The sequence below is a fragment of the Kitasatospora sp. NPDC047058 genome, from assembly GCF_040643935.1.
Classification (GTDB): domain Bacteria; phylum Actinomycetota; class Actinomycetes; order Streptomycetales; family Streptomycetaceae; genus Kitasatospora.
Window position 1 is genome coordinate 1 of sequence record NZ_JBEYVJ010000152.1, and the last position, 16,975, is coordinate 16,975.

The window sequence follows — 16,975 nt, forward strand, 5'->3', positions numbered from 1 at the left end:
TGTGTGCCGGGTTTTCTTTCGTGTGATCTACCTATCTCCCCACCCCCCCCCGGGGGGCCGGGCGGCACCTGGCGCCCCGCCGGGCCGTCGTCGTTCCCGGTTAGAGTGATCCACATGCTGGTTGCCGCCGCCGTCTGCCCCTGTCCGCCGCTGCTCGTCCCGGAGGTCGCCGCCGGTGCGGCCGCCGAGTTGGAGCCGCTGCGCGCCGCCTGTGACGAGGCGCTGGCCGCGCTGCTGGCGGCCGGGCCCGAGCTGCTCGTGGTGGTCGGGACGGGGCCGGAGGCCGAGGTGTGGACCGAGGGCGGAGCCGGGTCCTTCCACCGCTACGGCGTGCCGCTGGTGGCCAGGCTGCCGGCCGGCCGGGTGGAGGGGCCGGAGCTGGCGCCCTCGCTCACCGTCGGCGCCTGGCTGCTGGAGCGGGCCGGGACTGCCCTGCCGACGCACGCCTGCTCGGTGCCCGCCGACGCGCCCGCCGACCGGATGCTCGGCCTGGGCCAGGGGCTGGCCGGGCTGGCCGACCGGGTCGGGCTGCTGGTGATGGGCGACGGCAGCGCCTGCCGCTCGCTGAAGGCGCCGGGCTACCTGGACGAGCGGGCCGAGGGCTTCGACGCGGCGCTCGCCGACGCGCTGGGCTCGGCGGACCTGGCCGCGCTGGCCGCCCTGGACCCGGGCCTGGCCGCCGAGCTGAAGGCCGAGGGCCGCGCCCCCTGGCAGGTGCTGGCCGGTGCCGCGGAGGGCGCCGGCCTCACGGCACGGCTCGGCTACCGGGACGCTCCGTACGGCGTCGGGTACGTCGTGGCGTCCTGGAACTGAGCAGTCCCGGAGCCGAGCCGGGGGCCTGGAGCCGAGCCGGGTCGCGCGCTGCCGGTCAGGCCGGCGGGGCGGTGCCGTCGCCCGCCCCGGCGGGGCCGTCACCGGGCTTCGGCTTGTGGGCGAAGTCGTCCACCGCGCCCTTGGCCCTGCTGGTGCCGTGCTCGATCTTCTCGCTGTACTTGCCCTTGGTGGCCTTGTCGATCGCGCTGCCGGCCTTGTCCACGGCGTGGTCGATCTGCTCGTTGTGCTTGCCGGCCAGCTCGCTGGCCTTCTCCTTGAGCTCCCCGGCCTTGCCCTTGAGGTTGTCCATCAGGCTCATGGTGTCCTCACTCTTCCTCTCCGTCGTCCTGCTCAACGTCTCCCGCGGCCGAACCGTTCGCAACGGGTGCGAACCGGTGCCGACGGTGAAGACCGCCGGAATCGGTCATATCGTCGCGCAGTAGGACCAGCCGGGCGGGGAGGTCCCCGGCGCGGCGGCGGTTTTGCGAGACTGGTCCGGTGAGCAGCTCCAGAACCGATCAGTCAGGTGCCGTCCAGCCCCGTGTGGTCTCCGTCGTCGGCGCCACCGCCGCCGGCAAGTCCGACCTGGCCGTGGCCATCGCCCGCAGTCTCGGCGGCGAGGTGATCAACACCGACTCGATGCAGCTCTACCGCGGCATGGACATCGGCACCGCCAAGCTCACGCCGGCCGAGCGCGGCGGCGTCCCGCACCACCTGCTGGACATCTGGGACGTCACCGAGGCCGCCAGCGTCGCCGAGTACCAGCGGCTCGCCCGGGCCGAGATGGACCGGCTGCTCGCGGCCGGCCGCACCCCCGTCCTGGTCGGCGGCTCCGGGCTGTACGTGCGGGCGGCGATCGACGAGATGGAGTTCCCCGGCACCGACCCGGCGGTCCGGGCCCGGCTGGAGGCCGAACTGGACCAGGCCGGCCCGTACGCGCTGCACCGGCGGCTGGCGGAGCTCGACCCGGCCGCCGCCGCGGCGATCCTGACCAGCAACGGCCGGCGGATCGTCCGGGCGCTGGAGGTCATCGAGATCACCGGGCAGCCGTTCACCGCCAACCTGCCCGGCAACACCGCGGTCTACGACGCGGTGCAGATCGGCGTCGCCGTGCCGCGCCCCGAACTGGACGAGCGGATCACGCTGCGGGTCGACCGGATGTGGGAGGCCGGACTGCTGGACGAGGTGCGGGAGCTGGAGGAGCTCGGCCTGCGCGAGGGCCGGACCGCCTCCCGGGCGCTCGGCTACCAGCAGGTGCTCGACCACTTCGCCGGCGAGTGCACCGAGGACGAGGCCCGGGCCGAAACCGTCCGGGCCACCAAGCGGTTCGCCCGCCGCCAGGAGTCCTGGTTCCGCCGGGACGACCGGATCCACTGGCTCTCCCGCCCGGCCGGGGCCGACCCCGCCGAGCTGCTCGCCCGCTCGCTGGAGCTGATCGAACGTCAGGAAGCAGCCGCTCCGTAGGCGCGATCCGGCCAATCCGGCGGTGCACCTGCCCGCGCAGGTGGCCGTGCAGGACGCACCGGCGGTCACGGCCCGATCACGTGATGGCCACGGATCACCCGACGACCCCGGTCAGGCCCGGAACGCCCCCCTGGACATGCCATCATCGAGGTCATAAGGGTCGGCCCGGGCGGGCCGACCGTGCCCGGCCGCGAGTCCGCACTCGTGTCGAACTGTCAGGGGAGGCCGCGTGTCGACGGGTACCGGCCCCGAAACCGGCCAGAGCGCCATGCCGATGAGCGGCAGCGCCACGGCGCAGGCCGACGACCTCGACGCGTCGGCCCTGCCCGACCTGCCCGTGCTGCCCGGCCTCGACGCCCCCACCTCGTACGCGGTCGCGCTGCCCGCGCTGGACACCCGCGCCCCCGCCGGCGCGGTGCACGAGCGGGAGATCCGCCCGCGCCGCCGGCTGCGCTGGTGGCAGACGCTGCCGATCGCGCTGCTCGCCACCGCCGGTTCGCTGATGTTCGCCTTCCCGCTGGCCTTCGGCTCGGCCGGGGCCGGCTCGGCGATGATCGGCATGCTCGGCCTGCTGCTCACCGCGGCCTCGGTCGGCTGGGGCGCGATGGCCGCCCGGCACGCCGGGTACAAGTGGCCGGGCCTGCCGCGCCGCGGCTCCGGCCAGCGGGCCGGGTGGAAGGCGATCGTGATCTACACCCTGATCGTGCTGGCCGCCTGCGCACTGGCCCTCTGGCGGGTCGTCCACCTGCGCTGACCCCGTCCGCCAGGTGGTCCGCCCGGCCGCCCCGGACACCGGCTCAGTACCATCGGGAGGGTGAGCGACTTCTCCCGGCAGTCCGCCGGCATCCCCTTCCTCAAGGGTCACGGCACCCAGAACGACTTCGTCATCGTGCCCGACCCGGACGGCCGGCTGACCATCGGCCCCGAGGCCGTCGCCGCACTCTGCGACCGCCGGGCCGGCATCGGCGGCGACGGGGTGCTGCGCGTGGTGCGCGCGGCCGCCGACCCGGCCTCGGCGGGCCAGGCCGACCGGGCCGAGTGGTTCATGGACTACCGCAACTCCGACGGCTCGATCGGCGAGATGTGCGGCAACGGCATCCGGGTCTTCGCCCGCTACCTGGTCGAGTCCGGGCTGGCCGGGGCGGGCGAGCTGGCGGTCGCCACCCGGGCCGGGGTGCGGACCGTGCGGGTCGCCGAGGACGCGGGGGACGGCACGCCCGGCGAGGTCACCGTGGACATGGGCCGCGCGCAGCTGCCCGGCCCGGACGGGATCGAGGTGACCGTCGGCGAGCGGCGCTGGCCGGCCCGCAACGTCAACATGGGCAACCCGCACGCGGTCGCCTTCGTCGAGAGCCTCGACCACGCCGGCAACCTGCTGGACGCGCCGCTGACCAGCCCCGCGACCGCCTACCCCGAGGGCGTCAACGTCGAGTTCGTGGTGGACCGCGGGCCGCGGCACGTCGCGATGCGGGTGCACGAGCGCGGCTCCGGCGAGACCCGCTCCTGCGGCACCGGCGCCTGCGCCGTCGCCGTCGCCACCGCCCGCCGGGACGGCGTCGACCCGGCGGTCACCGGTGAGGCCGTCAGCTACACCGTGGACGTGCCGGGCGGCCGGCTGGTGATCACCGAGTACCCGGACGGGCGGGTGGAGAAGACCGGGCCGGCGGAGATCGTGGCCCGCGGCGAGCTCGACCCGCGCTGGCTGGCGGCGCTCCAGGGCTGAGGGCGACGGGGACTGACGGGCCCTCGGACCCCCGGACGACCGCCCGTGGCAGGCAGCCGCGGGCGGTTTGCCCATTTCGTACGGCGCCGAATCCCCCCGTTCGGGTGATCCGGGCGACGGACGGGAAGCAGGGCGTCGCGGAACGTGCTCTGCTCGGTAGCATGGACCACCGGGTCGATCGCCCCTCGGCAGGGGCAGCAACCGGTGACCGCCGCCGGAGGTGTTGATGACCATCGAAGCCGGGCAGCCCCTGGCGGGGCAGCCGACGTCCGCACGGCAGGCCGGGGCCAGGCGGCCCCTGGGAGGGCTCGGCCGCGTCGCGCTCGGCCGGGCCGGGCGGGCCGCGTTACTGGCCACGAGCCGCACGCCGGTGCCGGACGCGCTGGAACCGCTCGTCCGCGTCCACCGCGAGCACCACCCCCAGGCCGACCTCGCCCTGCTCGCCCGGGCGTACCGGCTCGCCGAGGCCAGCCACCGCGGCCAGAAGCGCAAGAGCGGCGAGCCGTACATCACGCACCCGCTGGCCGTCACCATGATCCTGGCCCAACTCGGCGCCGGGACGACCACCTTGGTCGCCTCGCTGCTGCACGACACCGTCGAGGACACCGACCTGACGCTGGCCCAGGTCGGCGAGGGGTTCGGGCCCGAAGTCGCCTACCTGGTCGACGGGGTGACGAAGCTGGAGAAGGTCGACTTCGGCGCGGCCGCCGAGGCCGAGACCTTCCGCAAGATGCTGGTCGCCACCGGCGACGACGTCCGGGTGATGGTGATCAAGCTCGCCGACCGGCTGCACAACATGCGGACCATCCGGCACATGAAGCCCGCCAGCCAGGTGCGGATCGCCAAGGTCACCCGGGACGTGCTGATCCCGCTGGCCGAGCGGCTCGGCATCCAGGTGCTCAAGGCGGAGCTGGAGGACATCGTCTTCGCCACCCTGCACCCGGAGGAGCACGCGCGGACCCGCGCGCTGCTGGCCGGCCACGAGGCCGAACCGGACACCCTGCTCGACCCGTTCGCCCGGACGCTGGCCCGCCAGCTCACCGAGGCCGGGGTGGCCGCCGAGGTCTCCGTCCGCCCCCGGCACTGCGTCTCGCTGCACCGGGTGCTGCTCAAGCGGGCCGCCGCGCCCGGGCGGGACGGCCGGCCGCAGTGCCCGCAGCCCGCCGACTTCGGACGGCTGCTGGTGGTGGTCGAGGAGAACGCCGACTGCTACGCCGTCCTCGGCGAGCTGCACACCTGCTGGACGCCGCTGCCGGGCGAGTTCAAGGACTTCGTGGCCGCCCCCAAGTTCAACCTGTACCAGTCGCTGCACACCGCGGTGGCGCTGTCCGGCGGCGAGGTGGTCGAGGTGCTGGTCCGCACCCGGCGGATGCACCAGGTCGCGGAGACCGGTGTGGTCGCCCTCGGGGACCCCCGGCAGCCGGGCGCGAACGGCGCCGACCAGGGCGGGGACGAGCTGGACCGCACCGACCCGGCCCGCCCGGGCTGGCTCAGCCGGCTGCTGGAGTGGCAGCAGGAGACCCCCGACCCGGACGCCTTCTGGTCCGCACTCACCGCCGACCTCGCCGGGGACCGCGAGATCACCGTCGTCACCGAGAGCGGCGAAACGCTTCAGCTGCGGGCCGGCGCCAGCTGCGTGGACGCCGCCTACCTGCTCGGCGAGGAGACCGGTCACCGGTGCATCGGGGCCCGGGTCAACGGCCGCCTCACCGCCCTGTCCACCGTCCTCCAGGACGGCGACCGGCTGGCCGTCCTCACCGAGCAGGGCGACCCGGCGGCCCGCCCCTCCGGCCCGGCCCCCGACTGGCTGGCCCACGCCCGCACCCCGGCCGCCCGGCTGGCCATCGAACGCTGGCTGGCCGACCACCCGGCGCGGCTGCCGGTGGTCCGCACCGGCCCCTCGGCCGGCCAGCCCGCCCCGCCGGCGCACCGGGCCGCCGAGCGCGGCGCCGCCCCGGTGGCGGTGGCCGGCCGGCCCGGGGCACCGGTCCGGCTGGCCCGCTGCTGCACCCCGGTGCCGCCGGACGAGGTCAGCGGCTTCGCGATCCGCGGCGGCGCCGTCGCCGTGCACCGCACCGGCTGTCCGGCGGGGGAGCGGATGCGGGCGGACGGGCGCGGCGTGCTGGAGATCCACTGGCAGCCGGACGGCGCACCGGCGTCCGGCTACCGGGCCACCCTGCGGGCCGAGGCGCTCAACCGGCCCCGGCTGCTCGCCGACCTCACCGCGGCGATCTCCGGGGAGGGCGTCGGGATCGTCTCCGCCGAGGTCGAGCCGCCGCAGGAACTGCGGGTGCGGCACACCTACACCGTCGAACTGCCCGAGCCGGCCGTGCTGGCCGCGGTGATGCGGGCGATGCTGCGGGTCTCCGGGGTGTACGACGTCAGCCGCCCGCACGCCCCGGAGGGCGGCGGCGCCCCGCGCACGCCCGCCGCGGACGCCGGGCCGGCGGCGGGAAATGGGGATGACCCGCCCGCACCGGCCGTGCGACCATCATGGGGAATTCACGGCCGTTCCGCGGCGTTCACCGGGCATCGGGAAATCCTGCCCGTGCGGGCCCGCGGTTCCGAGGGGTAGCTCACACCTCGCCCGAGCGGTAGACGGGGCGGCAGCTGGGCAGACTCCCGGTGTGACCGTCGGGTACGGTCACGCAGACAGGCCTCCCACTCCAGCAGCCAAAGGACAGAATGACCTCCACGTTCGACACCCGCGACCACGCCGACGCCCCGCGCCGCCTGGACGGTAAGCGGGCGGAAGCCCTCATGGACGAGGACCTCGCGGCCATCGACGAGGACCTCGGCCAGCACTACGACGGCGACCAGTACGACCGCAGCGAGCGAGCCGCCCTGCGTCGTGTCGCCGGCCTCTCCACCGAACTCGAAGACGTCACCGAGGTCGAGTACCGCCAGCTCCGCCTGGAGCGCGTGGTACTCGTCGGCGTCTGGACCGACGGCACCCTGGAGGAGGCGGAGAACTCGATGGCCGAGCTCGCCGCCCTCGCCGAGACCGCCGGCTCCCAGGTGCTGGACGGCGTCATCCAGCGCCGGGACAAGCCCGACGCGGCCACCTACATCGGCTCCGGCAAGGCGAAGGAGCTGCGGGACATCGTCGCGGCCACCGGCGCCGACACCGTCGTCTGCGACGGCGAGCTCACCCCGGGCCAGCTGATCCACCTGGAGGACGTGGTCAAGGTCAAGGTCGTCGACCGGACGGCCCTGATCCTGGACATCTTCGCCCAGCACGCCAAGTCCCGCGAGGGCAAGGCGCAGGTCTCGCTCGCCCAGATGCAGTACATGCTGCCGCGGCTGCGCGGCTGGGGTCAGTCGCTCTCCCGGCAGATGGGTGGTGGTGGCTCCGGCTCGTCCGGCGGCGGCATGGCCACCCGTGGTCCCGGTGAGACCAAGATCGAGACCGACCGGCGCCGGATCCGCGAGAAGATGGCGAAGCTCCGCAAGGAGATCGCCGAGATGAAGAAGGGCCGCGACACCAAGCGCCAGGAGCGCAAGCGCCACCAGGTGCCGTCCGTGGCCATCGCCGGTTACACCAACGCCGGCAAGTCCTCCCTGCTCAACCGGCTCACCGGGGCCGGCGTCCTGGTGGAGAACGCGCTGTTCGCCACCCTGGACCCGACCGTGCGCCGGGCCCAGACGCCGAGCGGCCGGCTCTACACGCTGGCCGACACCGTCGGCTTCGTCCGGCACCTGCCGCACCACCTGGTCGAGGCCTTCCGCTCGACCATGGAGGAGGTCGCCGACGCGGACCTCATCCTGCACGTGGTCGACGGCTCGCACCCCGAGCCGGAGACGCAGCTGGCCGCCGTCCGCGAGGTCATCGTCTCGGTCGACGCGCAGAACGTGCCGGAGATCGTGGTGATCAACAAGGCCGACGCGGCCGACCCGCACGTGCTGCAGCGCCTGCTGCGCCGCGAGCCGCACGCCATCGTGGTGTCGGCCCGCAGCGGCCAGGGCATCGAGGAACTGCTGAAGCTCATCGACGACGAGCTGCCGCGTCCGGCCGTCGAGGTGCAGGCGCTCGTCCCGTACACCCAGGGCGGCCTGGTCTCCCGGGTGCACGCCGAGGGGGAGCTGCTCTCCACCGAGCACACCGCCGAGGGCACCCTGCTGCACGCCAAGGTGCCGGCCGAGCTGGCCGCGGAGCTGGAGCACTTCGCGGTCGCGCTGACCGCGCGGGGCTGAGCCGCACACACGCCGACGGCCCCGGTCTCCGCACGGAGACCGGGGCCGTCGGCGTTGCCGGTGGTCGGGTTGCCGGCTGACGGTTCTCGTTTGGCCGGCTGACCGGGGCTGCGGGGGGTGCCGGGCTACTTCGCGTTCTTCGAGAAGTAGTCGAAGGCCTGCTTCGCCTGCTCCTGCAGCGAGGGGCCGGCCATGTACTCGGACGGGTTGCGGTTGCCGATCGAGTTGACGCTGATCAGGTTCGGCTTGCCGTCCTTGGTGATGAACCAGCCGCCGCCGCTGGAGCCGCCGGTCATGGTGCAGCCGATCACGTACATCGGCGGGCGGGCCGGGTCGAAGGAGAGCTTGGCCGGCCGGAGCGTGGAGTCGCAGTGGTTGAGCTCCATGCCGTCGAACGGCCGCTCGGCGGGGTAGCCGTAGGAGAAGGCCGAGGTGATCTGCTCGCGCGGGGCGTTGAACCAGACCGGGATCGAGCTGCCGACCGTCTCCTCCAGCGACTTGCCGGAGCCGTTCTCGTTGCGGACCCGGATGATCCCGTAGTCGTACTGGGAGTTGGGGCCGACGCCGCTCTCCTTCACCCAGGTCGGTGAGACCAGCGCGTTCACCGCCGTCCACCGCCCGTACGGCGAGACCTGCTGCTCGGTGTACTTCTTGCCCCGGCTGGCCTGGCCGTCCCGGTTGTAGCCGGGGACGAAGACGATGTTCTTCAGCCAGGTGCCGCCCTTGCCGTCGTGCAGGCAGTGCGCGGCGGTGTAGACGAGGTTGCTCCGGCCCGGGTTGGCCGGGTCGGAGACCACGGTGCCCGAGCACATCGAGTCGCCCTCGGGCGCGGTCATGAAGATCTTGCCGACCACGGCCGTCGCCGGGCTGTACGGGTGCTGCTGCGGCCTGGCGGGGATGGCGGCCGGCGGCTCGTCCCGCTCGACCGTGCTGCCGGCCGACTTGGCCGAGTACTCCGGGGTGGCCCGGCCCTTGGCGTCCTCCATCTTGGCGATCGACCAGAAGTCCTGGGCGACCTCGTTGACGAAGGCGTTGTCCTTGATGAACCGGGCCCAGTCGTCGAGCTTCCAGTTGGCCAGGTCCTGCAGGCTGGTCGGCAGCCCGGCGCCCGGCTTGCCGGTGGCGGCGGCGGTCACGGACGGCGAGCGCCCGCAGTCGCGCCGGGTCGACGCCGCTGCCGCCGTGCAGCCCCTCGGCGAGCCAGAGGATCCGGCCGGCCGCCTCGTCCACGACCCCGGCCAGCAGCGGGTCGCCGGCCGTGCCGTAGATGCGGTCGTGCCGCCACAGGTGGAGGGCGGTCGCCAGCACGTCACCCGCCGGGCCGAGTCCGGTGATCGCGCCCACCCGGGCGGCGAGGGCGGCCAGCACCTCGGCCGAGAGCGCATCGGCCCCGCACAGCACGGCGTCGAAGAGCACGCCGGACAGGTCGCCCGTCGCCGCGTCCGGCGACGCACCGGCGGGCGCCCCCGTGGACGTGGCACCGGGGGCGGAGGCGGTCGCCGTACCGGGTGCGGCGGACGCGGCGCGGACCCGCTCCGCGAGCGCGACGGCGGCGGCCTCGTCCAGCCGTGCCCCGTACGCGCCCGCCTCGACCAGCGCGGCCTCGTGCCCGGGCGCCGGCTGCGGCTCCCAGCGCTCGGTGAAGACCGGGTCCGCGCCGGCCGTCGGGCCGGACGTGCGGACGTGGCCCGGGACGCCGAGCACCCGCAGCCGGTGCAGGACCTGACTGCGCCGCAGGCCGTCCGGGCCGGTCAGGTCGGCGGTGACGGCGTGGCCGGGCACGATGCCGCACCGCTCCAGCTCCGTGGCGACGTCGTGCACCAGTGGCGGGGCGGGGGTGTCCGGGTGCAGCCGGCCGACCCGGTCGCCGGTGCTCGCGGCCACCATCTCGACCACCGCGGGGTCGGTGCCCGCGCTCAGCGTGCCGCGTCCGCTCCACGGCAGCGGCTGGTCCAGGGCCTCGCTGATCAGCGCGCTCGCCAGGCCGTCGAGGACGTCGGTGCGCGACTGCGCCGGGTGGCCGCGCAGCGCCGCGAGGCCTTCGGCGAGGCTCCGGGCGGCGATCAGGTCGGCGGTGGAGACGGCGAGGCGCCGGCCGCGCAGCCGCCCGATGACCTGCTCCAGCAGGCCGTCCGCGGCCGCGACGGGACCGCGCTCCCACAGCAGTTGGTAGTAGCCGGGCGAGGGCATGCCGGACTGGTAGCCGGCGAAGGCGTCCAGCCGGCGGAAGGAGTACGGCACCAGGAAGCTGCCGCCCAGCGTCCCGGCCGGCGGCTTCGGTACGGCGGGCCACGGCGTGGACGTGCGGCGCCCGGCCGGCCCGTAGCCGGCCTCCGGAGCGGCGGCCCCGGCGCCGTTGCGGGTCAGGGCCCGCAACGCCGGCGTGTGGAAGCCGCCGGTCACCACCAGCACCGGCCGTCCCCCGGCCCGCGCCAGCGCGGCGCGGATCCAGCGCGCCATGTACGCCTCGCGCGCCCGGTCGCCCGGCTCGGCCCGGGCGTCGCCGCGGACCAGCTCGAAGTAGGCGTCGAGCCGCTCAGCCAGCCCGGCGGGGTCGGCCACCTCGAAGAGCCCGTCCCACAGGGTGTCCACCGAGTCGGTGCCGAAGCGTTCGCAGAGCCGCGCGGTCGCCTCCGCGTACCGGGCCTCGGCGTCGGCGAAGCGGTTGGCAAGGGGCTCGGCCCGCTCGGTGAAGGCCGGATGCCAGGCGGGCAGGTCGATGAAGCGGACCTGCGCGCCGGAAGCGCGGCCGTGGGAGAGCGCGACCCATTCCGGCGAGTAGTCGCACAGCGGCGTCCAGGACGTCGCCGTGCGCTGCCCGTCGCGGTGGTGGCTGAAGACGGCGACCGGCAGCTCGTGGCCGAGCAGCAGCTCGTCCAGCCGCGCGTTCATCTCCGCCGGGCCCTCCACCAGCACGTACGCCGGGCGGAGCGCCTCGATCGTGCGGGCCACCAGCCGGGCGCAGGCCGGCGAGTGGTGGCGCACGCCGATGAACACGGCCTCGGCCGTGCGGGCTCCACCGCCCGTGGACGCCGCCGGTGCCGGGGCCATCAGCCGGCCAGCAGGTGGCGTGCCTCGTGCAGGGCCTGCCACTGGGCGCCGCCGCGGCGGGCCGCCTGCTGCTCCAGGAAGCGGCGCAGCCGGGCGAGGTCCTCCGGGCTGTCCTTGGCCGCCGTGCCGGCCAGGCAGGTGACCAGGTCGGCGGCGTTGCCGGCCTCCCGGCGCAGGAACCACCCGCGCACGCCGACCGCGTGCGCCACCGACACCGCCTCCGCCGTGCTCATCACGGCGGACAGCCGCTCGCCCGGGGCCTGCCGGCTGCGCAGCTCGCGGAACGTTCCCACCAGCACCTCCAGCACGTCGCGGTCCGGTGCCGCCTCGACCCCGGAGCGGCGCAGCAGCGCGGCCGCCTCGGCCTCGACCAGCGCGAGCTCCGTCGCGAAGTCCGGGATGGGGAAGACCGTCTCGAAGTTGAACCGGCGCTTGAGCGCCGCGCTCATCTCGTTGACGCCGCGGTCCCGGGTGTTGGCGGTGGCGATCACGTTGAAGCCGGCGCGGGCGAAGACCATCCCCTCCGGCCCGTCCAACTCCGGTACGGCGAGCACCCGTTCGGAGAGCAGGGAGAGCAGGGAGTCCTGCACCTCCAGCGGGCAGCGGGTGATCTCCTCGAAGCGGACGAGCCGCCCCTCGGCCATGCCGCGCAGCATCGGCGCCGGCACCAGGGAGCGCGGTGACGGCCCCTCGGAGACCAGCAGCGCGTAGTTCCAGGAGTACTTGATCTGGTCCTCGGTGGTGGCCGCGCCGCCCTGGACGGTGAGCGTCGAGGTGCCGCTGACGGCCGCCGCGATCAGCTCCGACAGCAGCGACTTGGCCGTGCCCGGCTCGCCGACCAGCATCAGGCCGCGGTTGGTCGCCAGGGTCACGAGCGCCCGCTCGACCAGCGCGGTGTTGCCGACGAACTTGCGGCTGATCCCGGCCCCGGCGTCGCCGACGATGAACCGGCGCGCCGCCCGCAGGCTGAGCTGCCAGCCCGGCGGGCGCGGGTCCTCGTCCGCGGCCCGCAGCGCGGCCAGCTCCTCGGCGTAGCGGACCTCGGCCGGCGGGCGCTGGAGGGCGGCGTCCCCGGCGGCGTCCCCGGTGCCGTGGCCGACGTCGTGTCCGTCGGGGGGCGTCAGGTCGAGGGCGCTCACCGGGCCGTCACCTCCTCCAGGTCGGCGAGCAGCTCGGAGAGGACGACCTGGTCCAGCTCGCCGAAGGTCATCGGGTACGTGTTCCGGTGCCAGTAGCCGCCCGGTGCCGAGTTCAGCCAGACCGTCTCGAAGGTCTGGTCGGGGAACACGTCGAGCGCGCCGACCGCGATGCCCTCCTTCAGTTCGACGACCAGGTAGCAGGCCTCGCCGAGCCGCTTGGAGATCCAGCACTCCACCCCGGCGTCCTGCGGCTCGCCACGCTCCCAGCCGCGTTTGGTCAGGCCGAGGACGCGGCCCACCGGCATCGTGCAGCCCTCGAAACGGTGCAGCCGGTTGGCGGCCGCCTCCTCGGCCGTCACCCGGTGCACGCCCCGGCCGAGCTGCGGGAAGGGCTGCAGGATCTCGTAGTCGGCGAACAGCTCCGACCACGCCGCCAGGTCGGCACCGAGGTGCAGCGGGTGCGCGAGGCGGACCGTCGCGTCCTCGGCGAGGACGAAGGCGTCGTCCTCGACGTCCGCGAAGCTGCGGTCCTCGGCGACCCGGAAGGCGGTCGTCGTGGTGCCGGCCGCGCTGTCCGTGCCGTCCGCGCCGGCCGGCTCGTCGGCGAGCCAGACCAGGCGGCGGACCAGGTGCCAGACCAGCGGGTGCCCGACGAAGAGCTCCCGGAACTCCGCGGCCGTCCAGCCGCGCCCGGCGACCATGGCGGCCTCCAGCCGGCGTATCTGGTCGGCGGAGACGGTGCGGACGTCCTTCTTCAGCGCGACGAAGCGCTTGCGCTCGGCCGGGGCGAGCTCCTGGTCGTCCTTGACGCCGGGGGCGGGCAGGTCCTTGCGGCGCTTGCCGTCGGCGTCCAGCACGAAGGGGCGCAGCTGCTCGTCGAAGCCCACGGTGAAGCGGCGCGTGCCGTAGTCGACGACCGTGGTGCCGTCCGCGTCGAGGCCGAGGTCGGGGACGAGCCGGTCCGAGAGCTGCTCGCCGGTGAGACCCAGGCCCTCCGCGACCTCGGAGATCTTCTCCTGGGCGCGGGTCTTGAGCGCCTTGAACTTCACCCGCTGGGCGATGCCGTGCAGGTGCAGCAGGGCGACGTCGCTGCCGATCCTGGCGAGCACGTCCAGGCCCTCGACCGCGCGGTGGTGCGCGCCCTCCCCGGGCCAGTCCCGCACGATCGGGGTGAGCCGGCGGACCGTCTCGTCGTCCCCGAGGGTGCCGAGCGCGTGCAGGATCCAGCTCTCCTTGGCGGGCATGCCGGCCTGCCGCCACTCCTCGAACAGGGCCCAGGCGAAGGCGGCCAGCGAGTCGGCGCGGCAGGCCTCGACGACGACGGCGAGACCGGGGTAGGGGTCGCCCGGCTTCGAGACGGCGAGCATGGTCAGCACGTGCCGGACGGCGGCCTCCGGGAGCGCCGTTCCCGCGGCCAGCCGGAGCTGCGGCAGCACGGACGGCTGCAGCCAGGCGGGAAGCACGGGCAGCTTGGCCGGCAGCGCGTTCTCCAGCGGGTCGGTGGCCAGCGCCTCGGCGACGATCCCCGCGGCCTCCTCGCCGTAGCGGGCGGCCGCGGCGGCCAGCACGGCGTCGGTGCCCGCGCCGGCCGCGACCAGGCGCAGCGCCTGCTCGGCCGCCCGCCGGGCGGCCCCGGCGGGCCCGACCGCGTCCGGGACCAGCAGCAGGCCGGCCGGGATCCCGTGCCGGGTGAACCAGGAACGGGCGGTCGGCTGCACGGACTTGAGCCGGACCAGGCCGTCCGCCAGCACCCGTGCGGCGCCGGCGTCGAGGACCGGCAGCAGCAGTGGCGCCAGGGTGGCCGGCTGGGTCCGCGCGGCGTGCACCGCCATCGGCACCGCCGCCAGGCCGTACTTGGCGACGACCGGGCGGAGCAGCTCCACCCCGTTCCACAGGTCGGTGGGCCGCCACTTCTCCAGATGAGGGGCGAGCAGTTCGGCGGGGCCCTGGGCGAGCAGTCGGGCCGCGTACCAGAGGCCGGAGGCGTCCGTGACGACCCGCCGGGCCTCCGACGCCCACGCCGTCGACACCGGGTACACCCACCCGTCGGTCCCCGGCACCGCCCAGCGCTCCCGCTCGCCGTCCCGCCACCGCAGCTGCGGCGCGTCGTCCGGCTCCGGCAGGGCGAGCACGCGCGGCTTGCGGGGGGTGCGCTTGCGCGTCCACGGCGGGGAGACCAGCAGCTCCGGCAGCTCCGCCGGGTCCGCCTCGGCGACGCGCTCCCGGGCGCCGTCCAGCGAGCGGACCAACTCGGCCGCACCAGCGCCGAGTTGCGGCAGGACCTCGGGCAGGAGGGCGCGCTGCAGGGCCATATGGGTGTTGAGCAGCTGGCGTGCGGCCGGCGCGTTCTTGCCGCCGTTGAGCGCCGCCGCGGCGAGCAGCCGCACGGCCCGGACCGGGTAGCGCTGCATGGCCTCCTGGACGGCGGGCCGGGTGTGCTTGTCGTCCAGGCGGGCGAGCAGCAGCCGGAAGGCGTCGTCGTCCGGGAACTGCGCCACCGCCGAGGCGAGGCTGCGCACCCGGTCGGAGCCGTAGGCCTGCTCGACCGCATGGGCGAGGAAGGGCACGCAGGCCGTGCCGACGCCGTCGGCGAGCGTGGCGATCAGCCCCACCGACCAGCCGTTCCAGACCAGGTTGGGCGTCGCGCCGAGGCGTTCGACCTGCTGCGGGGAGTCCAGCGCGCAGAGCAGCAGGGTGCGCAGCACCGGTCCGGCGGCACCGTAGCCGGGCTCGTCGGCGATGCAGTCGTCGGCCCAGCCCGGCGTACCCGGCGCGAGGTACGCGGCGGCGAGACGGCGGCGCGGGGTGGTGCGGCACCCGGCGAGCGCGGCCACCGCCTCCTGGTACACCGCCTCGTCGGCGGCGGCGAGCAGCGACCGCACGCGGTCCGCCGCCGGCCGGACGGCCTGCGGCGGGACGTGGTCCGTCGGTCCGAGGTGGCGGAGCACCAGGCCGGGACGCCGGGCCGCGGTGTGCCGCGGGTCGGACGCGATCCCGAACAGCTCCACCACGGCCCGGGCCGCGAAGACCGGCCCGTGTGCCGCGACCCACGCGTCGGCGAACGGCAGCTGCTCGTAGCCGGCGGACTGCCAGGTCGGCGGCACCAGGCTCGCCACGGCGGCGGCCCCGAGCGGATCCGCCTCCCCGGCCAGGTAGGCCTCGGCGGCGGACACCAGCGTGGCGTCGGAGCGTGGGGACTCCAGCGCCTGGTCGATCCACACCCGCTCGGAGGCGATCCGCGCCTCGGCCGCCTCCACCGCGAGCGGCCCGGGCCACGTCACGGCCCGCACGGTGCCCCCGCGGCGCGGCAGGACGTGGCGGTGCCAGGCGGCGGGCAGCACGAAGGTGTCCTCGTCCGGCAGCCCGCCGGCCGGAACGGGTTCCGCGGCCGGGGCGTCCGGCTGCGGCGCGGGCGCGGGCGCGGGCGTGGCGGCGGCCCCCGGCGTGACGGTGCTCGTGGGCGCGGCCCCGGCCTCGGCCCCGGCCCCGGCCTCGGCCCCGGCCCCGGCCTCGGCCCCGGCCTCGGTGTAGCCCTTGCGTTCCTTCTCCGCCACGACCTTGTCGAAGTGCGCCTGCGCCACCGCGGCGGAGCCCAGCTCCTTCACCTGGTCGCGGCCGGCGGTGCCGATCCGGCCGTAGCGCACGTGCACCGACGCGCCCTCGACCGCGGCCTCCCAGAACTTCGCAGACCCGTCACCGACGAGCTCCCAGCGCCGCACAGCTTCTCCTCCATGCCGTGGCCAGCCACCGGGTGCAGGGGCCGCCCGGTGATCAGTGAGCGAAACCCTAGCGACCCCCACCGACAACGGACGCGGCGGCATCCAGCCTGGTCACAGCCGTCCCGGCGGTGGTCGGACGGGCCGCCGGGGCCGTCCGGCCCGCACCGGCGTACCGGCGGGCGTTGTCGGAAGATCCGGGCCGGCGGGTGCCCGACGGCCCGGGGGCGATGGCATTCCCCAATTGGCCCGCGGACCGGGCGAATCTAGCCTTCCTCGCAGCCGGTGCCGCGGGCCGGCGGCGGTTCGAGGGGAGCGCGCATGGCGGGGGACGGGACGGTACGCGCCGGGGTGGTGCCGGTGCTGGCGGCGGCGGTGCTGTGGGGGACGGTCGGGCCGGCCCAGCTGCTGGCGGACGCCGGCGTCGACCCGGTGGCGCTCGGCGCGTGCCGGATGCTGCTGGGCGGGGCCGTGCTGTGCGCGGTCGCCCTGCGGCCGCGCGGGCTTCGCACGCTGGGGGGCGCCGGTGTCCGGTCGTGGCTGCTGCCGAGCGTCGCGGTGACCGCGCTGTTCCAGGTCGCCTTCCTCCAGGCCGTGGAGCGGACCGGCGCGGCCGTCGCCACGGCGGTGGCCTTCGGCACCGTCCCGGCGGTCTCCGGGCTCTGCGCCCGCGCCCTGACCGGTGAACGGCTGGACGCGCGGTGGCTGGGCGGCAGCGGCTGCGCGGTGGTGGGGATCGCGCTGCTCCTGCTGCCCGGCCGGGGCGGCACCGGGGACCCGGCGGGCGTGCTGCTCGCCACGGTGGCGGGGGCGGCCTTCGGCGTCTACATCGTCGCGGCCAAGCGGATCGCGGCCGCGGGCGGCGACCCGGCCAC

The 16,975-nt window shown here is 75.5% G+C and carries 11 protein-coding genes and 1 pseudogene; 7 read left to right on the forward strand and 5 right to left on the reverse strand.

Going from position 1 to position 16,975, the window contains the following annotated elements:
- Positions 1-114 precede the first annotated feature (114 nt).
- Positions 115-813 (forward strand): hypothetical protein, encoded by a 699-nt coding sequence (locus ABZ885_RS22240; protein WP_360191217.1) that lies wholly within the window; start codon positions 115-117, stop codon positions 811-813.
- A 55-nt stretch (positions 814-868) separates the two neighbouring features.
- On the opposite strand, the gene ABZ885_RS22245 is transcribed toward ABZ885_RS22240, so the two are convergent.
- Positions 869-1,132: an antitoxin gene (locus ABZ885_RS22245; RefSeq protein ID WP_360191220.1), complete on the reverse strand. Its 264-nt coding sequence runs from the start codon at positions 1,130-1,132 to the stop codon at positions 869-871.
- 179 nt (positions 1,133-1,311) lie between these two features.
- Here ABZ885_RS22245 and miaA point away from each other — a divergent pair, with 179 nt between their 5' ends.
- The 5 genes from miaA to hflX all read left to right on the forward strand — a co-directional run bounded on the left by miaA (position 1,312) and on the right by hflX (position 8,194).
- Positions 1,312-2,277, forward strand: a complete 966-nt coding sequence (miaA, locus tag ABZ885_RS22250) for a tRNA (adenosine(37)-N6)-dimethylallyltransferase MiaA (RefSeq protein WP_360191222.1) — start codon at positions 1,312-1,314, stop codon at positions 2,275-2,277.
- Between the two features lie 229 nt (positions 2,278-2,506).
- Positions 2,507-3,031: a hypothetical protein gene (locus ABZ885_RS22255; RefSeq protein WP_360191225.1), complete on the forward strand. Its 525-nt coding sequence runs from the start codon at positions 2,507-2,509 to the stop codon at positions 3,029-3,031.
- A gap of 60 nt (positions 3,032-3,091) precedes the next feature.
- Positions 3,092-4,000 (forward strand): diaminopimelate epimerase, encoded by a 909-nt coding sequence (gene dapF, locus ABZ885_RS22260; RefSeq protein ID WP_360191227.1) that lies wholly within the window; start codon positions 3,092-3,094, stop codon positions 3,998-4,000.
- 226 nt (positions 4,001-4,226) lie between these two features.
- The gene (locus tag ABZ885_RS22265; RefSeq protein WP_360191230.1) at positions 4,227-6,575 is read left to right on the forward strand and encodes an HD domain-containing protein; all 2,349 of its coding nucleotides are present in this window, start codon (positions 4,227-4,229) and stop codon (positions 6,573-6,575) included.
- Positions 6,576-6,685: 110 nt separating this feature from the next.
- Complete coding sequence (hflX, locus tag ABZ885_RS22270) at positions 6,686-8,194, forward strand: GTPase HflX (protein WP_360191233.1); 1,509 nt, start codon at positions 6,686-6,688, stop codon at positions 8,192-8,194.
- A 125-nt stretch (positions 8,195-8,319) separates the two neighbouring features.
- Here hflX and ABZ885_RS22275 read toward each other — a convergent pair whose 3' ends face one another.
- The 4 genes and pseudogenes from ABZ885_RS22275 to ABZ885_RS22290 form a co-directional block, all read right to left on the reverse strand.
- Entirely contained in the window at positions 8,320-9,330 is a 1,011-nt protein-coding gene (locus tag ABZ885_RS22275; protein ID WP_360191236.1) for a hypothetical protein, read from the reverse strand.
- A gap of 31 nt (positions 9,331-9,361) precedes the next feature.
- Positions 9,362-11,245 (reverse strand): annotated as a pseudogene (locus ABZ885_RS22280) (DUF5682 family protein); the annotation flags it as partial.
- Positions 11,245-12,384 carry an AAA family ATPase gene (locus ABZ885_RS22285; RefSeq protein WP_360191239.1) on the reverse strand — a complete coding sequence of 380 codons (1,140 nt, stop codon included), beginning with the start codon at positions 12,382-12,384 and terminating at the stop codon, positions 11,245-11,247. The pseudogene ABZ885_RS22280 and the gene ABZ885_RS22285, both read right to left, overlap by 1 nt.
- The gene (locus ABZ885_RS22290) at positions 12,381-16,103 is read right to left on the reverse strand and encodes a DUF4132 domain-containing protein (RefSeq protein ID WP_360191241.1); all 3,723 of its coding nucleotides are present in this window, start codon (positions 16,101-16,103) and stop codon (positions 12,381-12,383) included. The genes ABZ885_RS22285 and ABZ885_RS22290 overlap by 4 nt, the downstream gene beginning before the upstream one ends.
- Before the next feature lie 318 nt (positions 16,104-16,421).
- Here ABZ885_RS22290 and ABZ885_RS22295 point away from each other — a divergent pair.
- The coding region (locus ABZ885_RS22295; RefSeq protein WP_360191243.1) for a DMT family transporter at positions 16,422-16,975 on the forward strand (554 nt) is incomplete at its 3' end.

What these genes read in the sequence shown, in the direction of transcription:
- hflX (WP_360191233.1), top strand. Translation starts at nt 6,686, where the DNA reads ATGACCTCCACGTTCGACACCCGCGACCACGCCGACGCCCCGCGCCGC.
- ABZ885_RS22245 (WP_360191220.1), bottom strand. Translation starts at nt 1,132, where the DNA reads ATGAGCCTGATGGACAACCTCAAGGGCAAGGCCGGGGAGCTCAAGGAG.
- ABZ885_RS22240 (WP_360191217.1), top strand. Translation starts at nt 115, where the DNA reads ATGCTGGTTGCCGCCGCCGTCTGCCCCTGTCCGCCGCTGCTCGTCCCG.
- ABZ885_RS22265 (WP_360191230.1), top strand. Translation starts at nt 4,227, where the DNA reads ATGACCATCGAAGCCGGGCAGCCCCTGGCGGGGCAGCCGACGTCCGCA.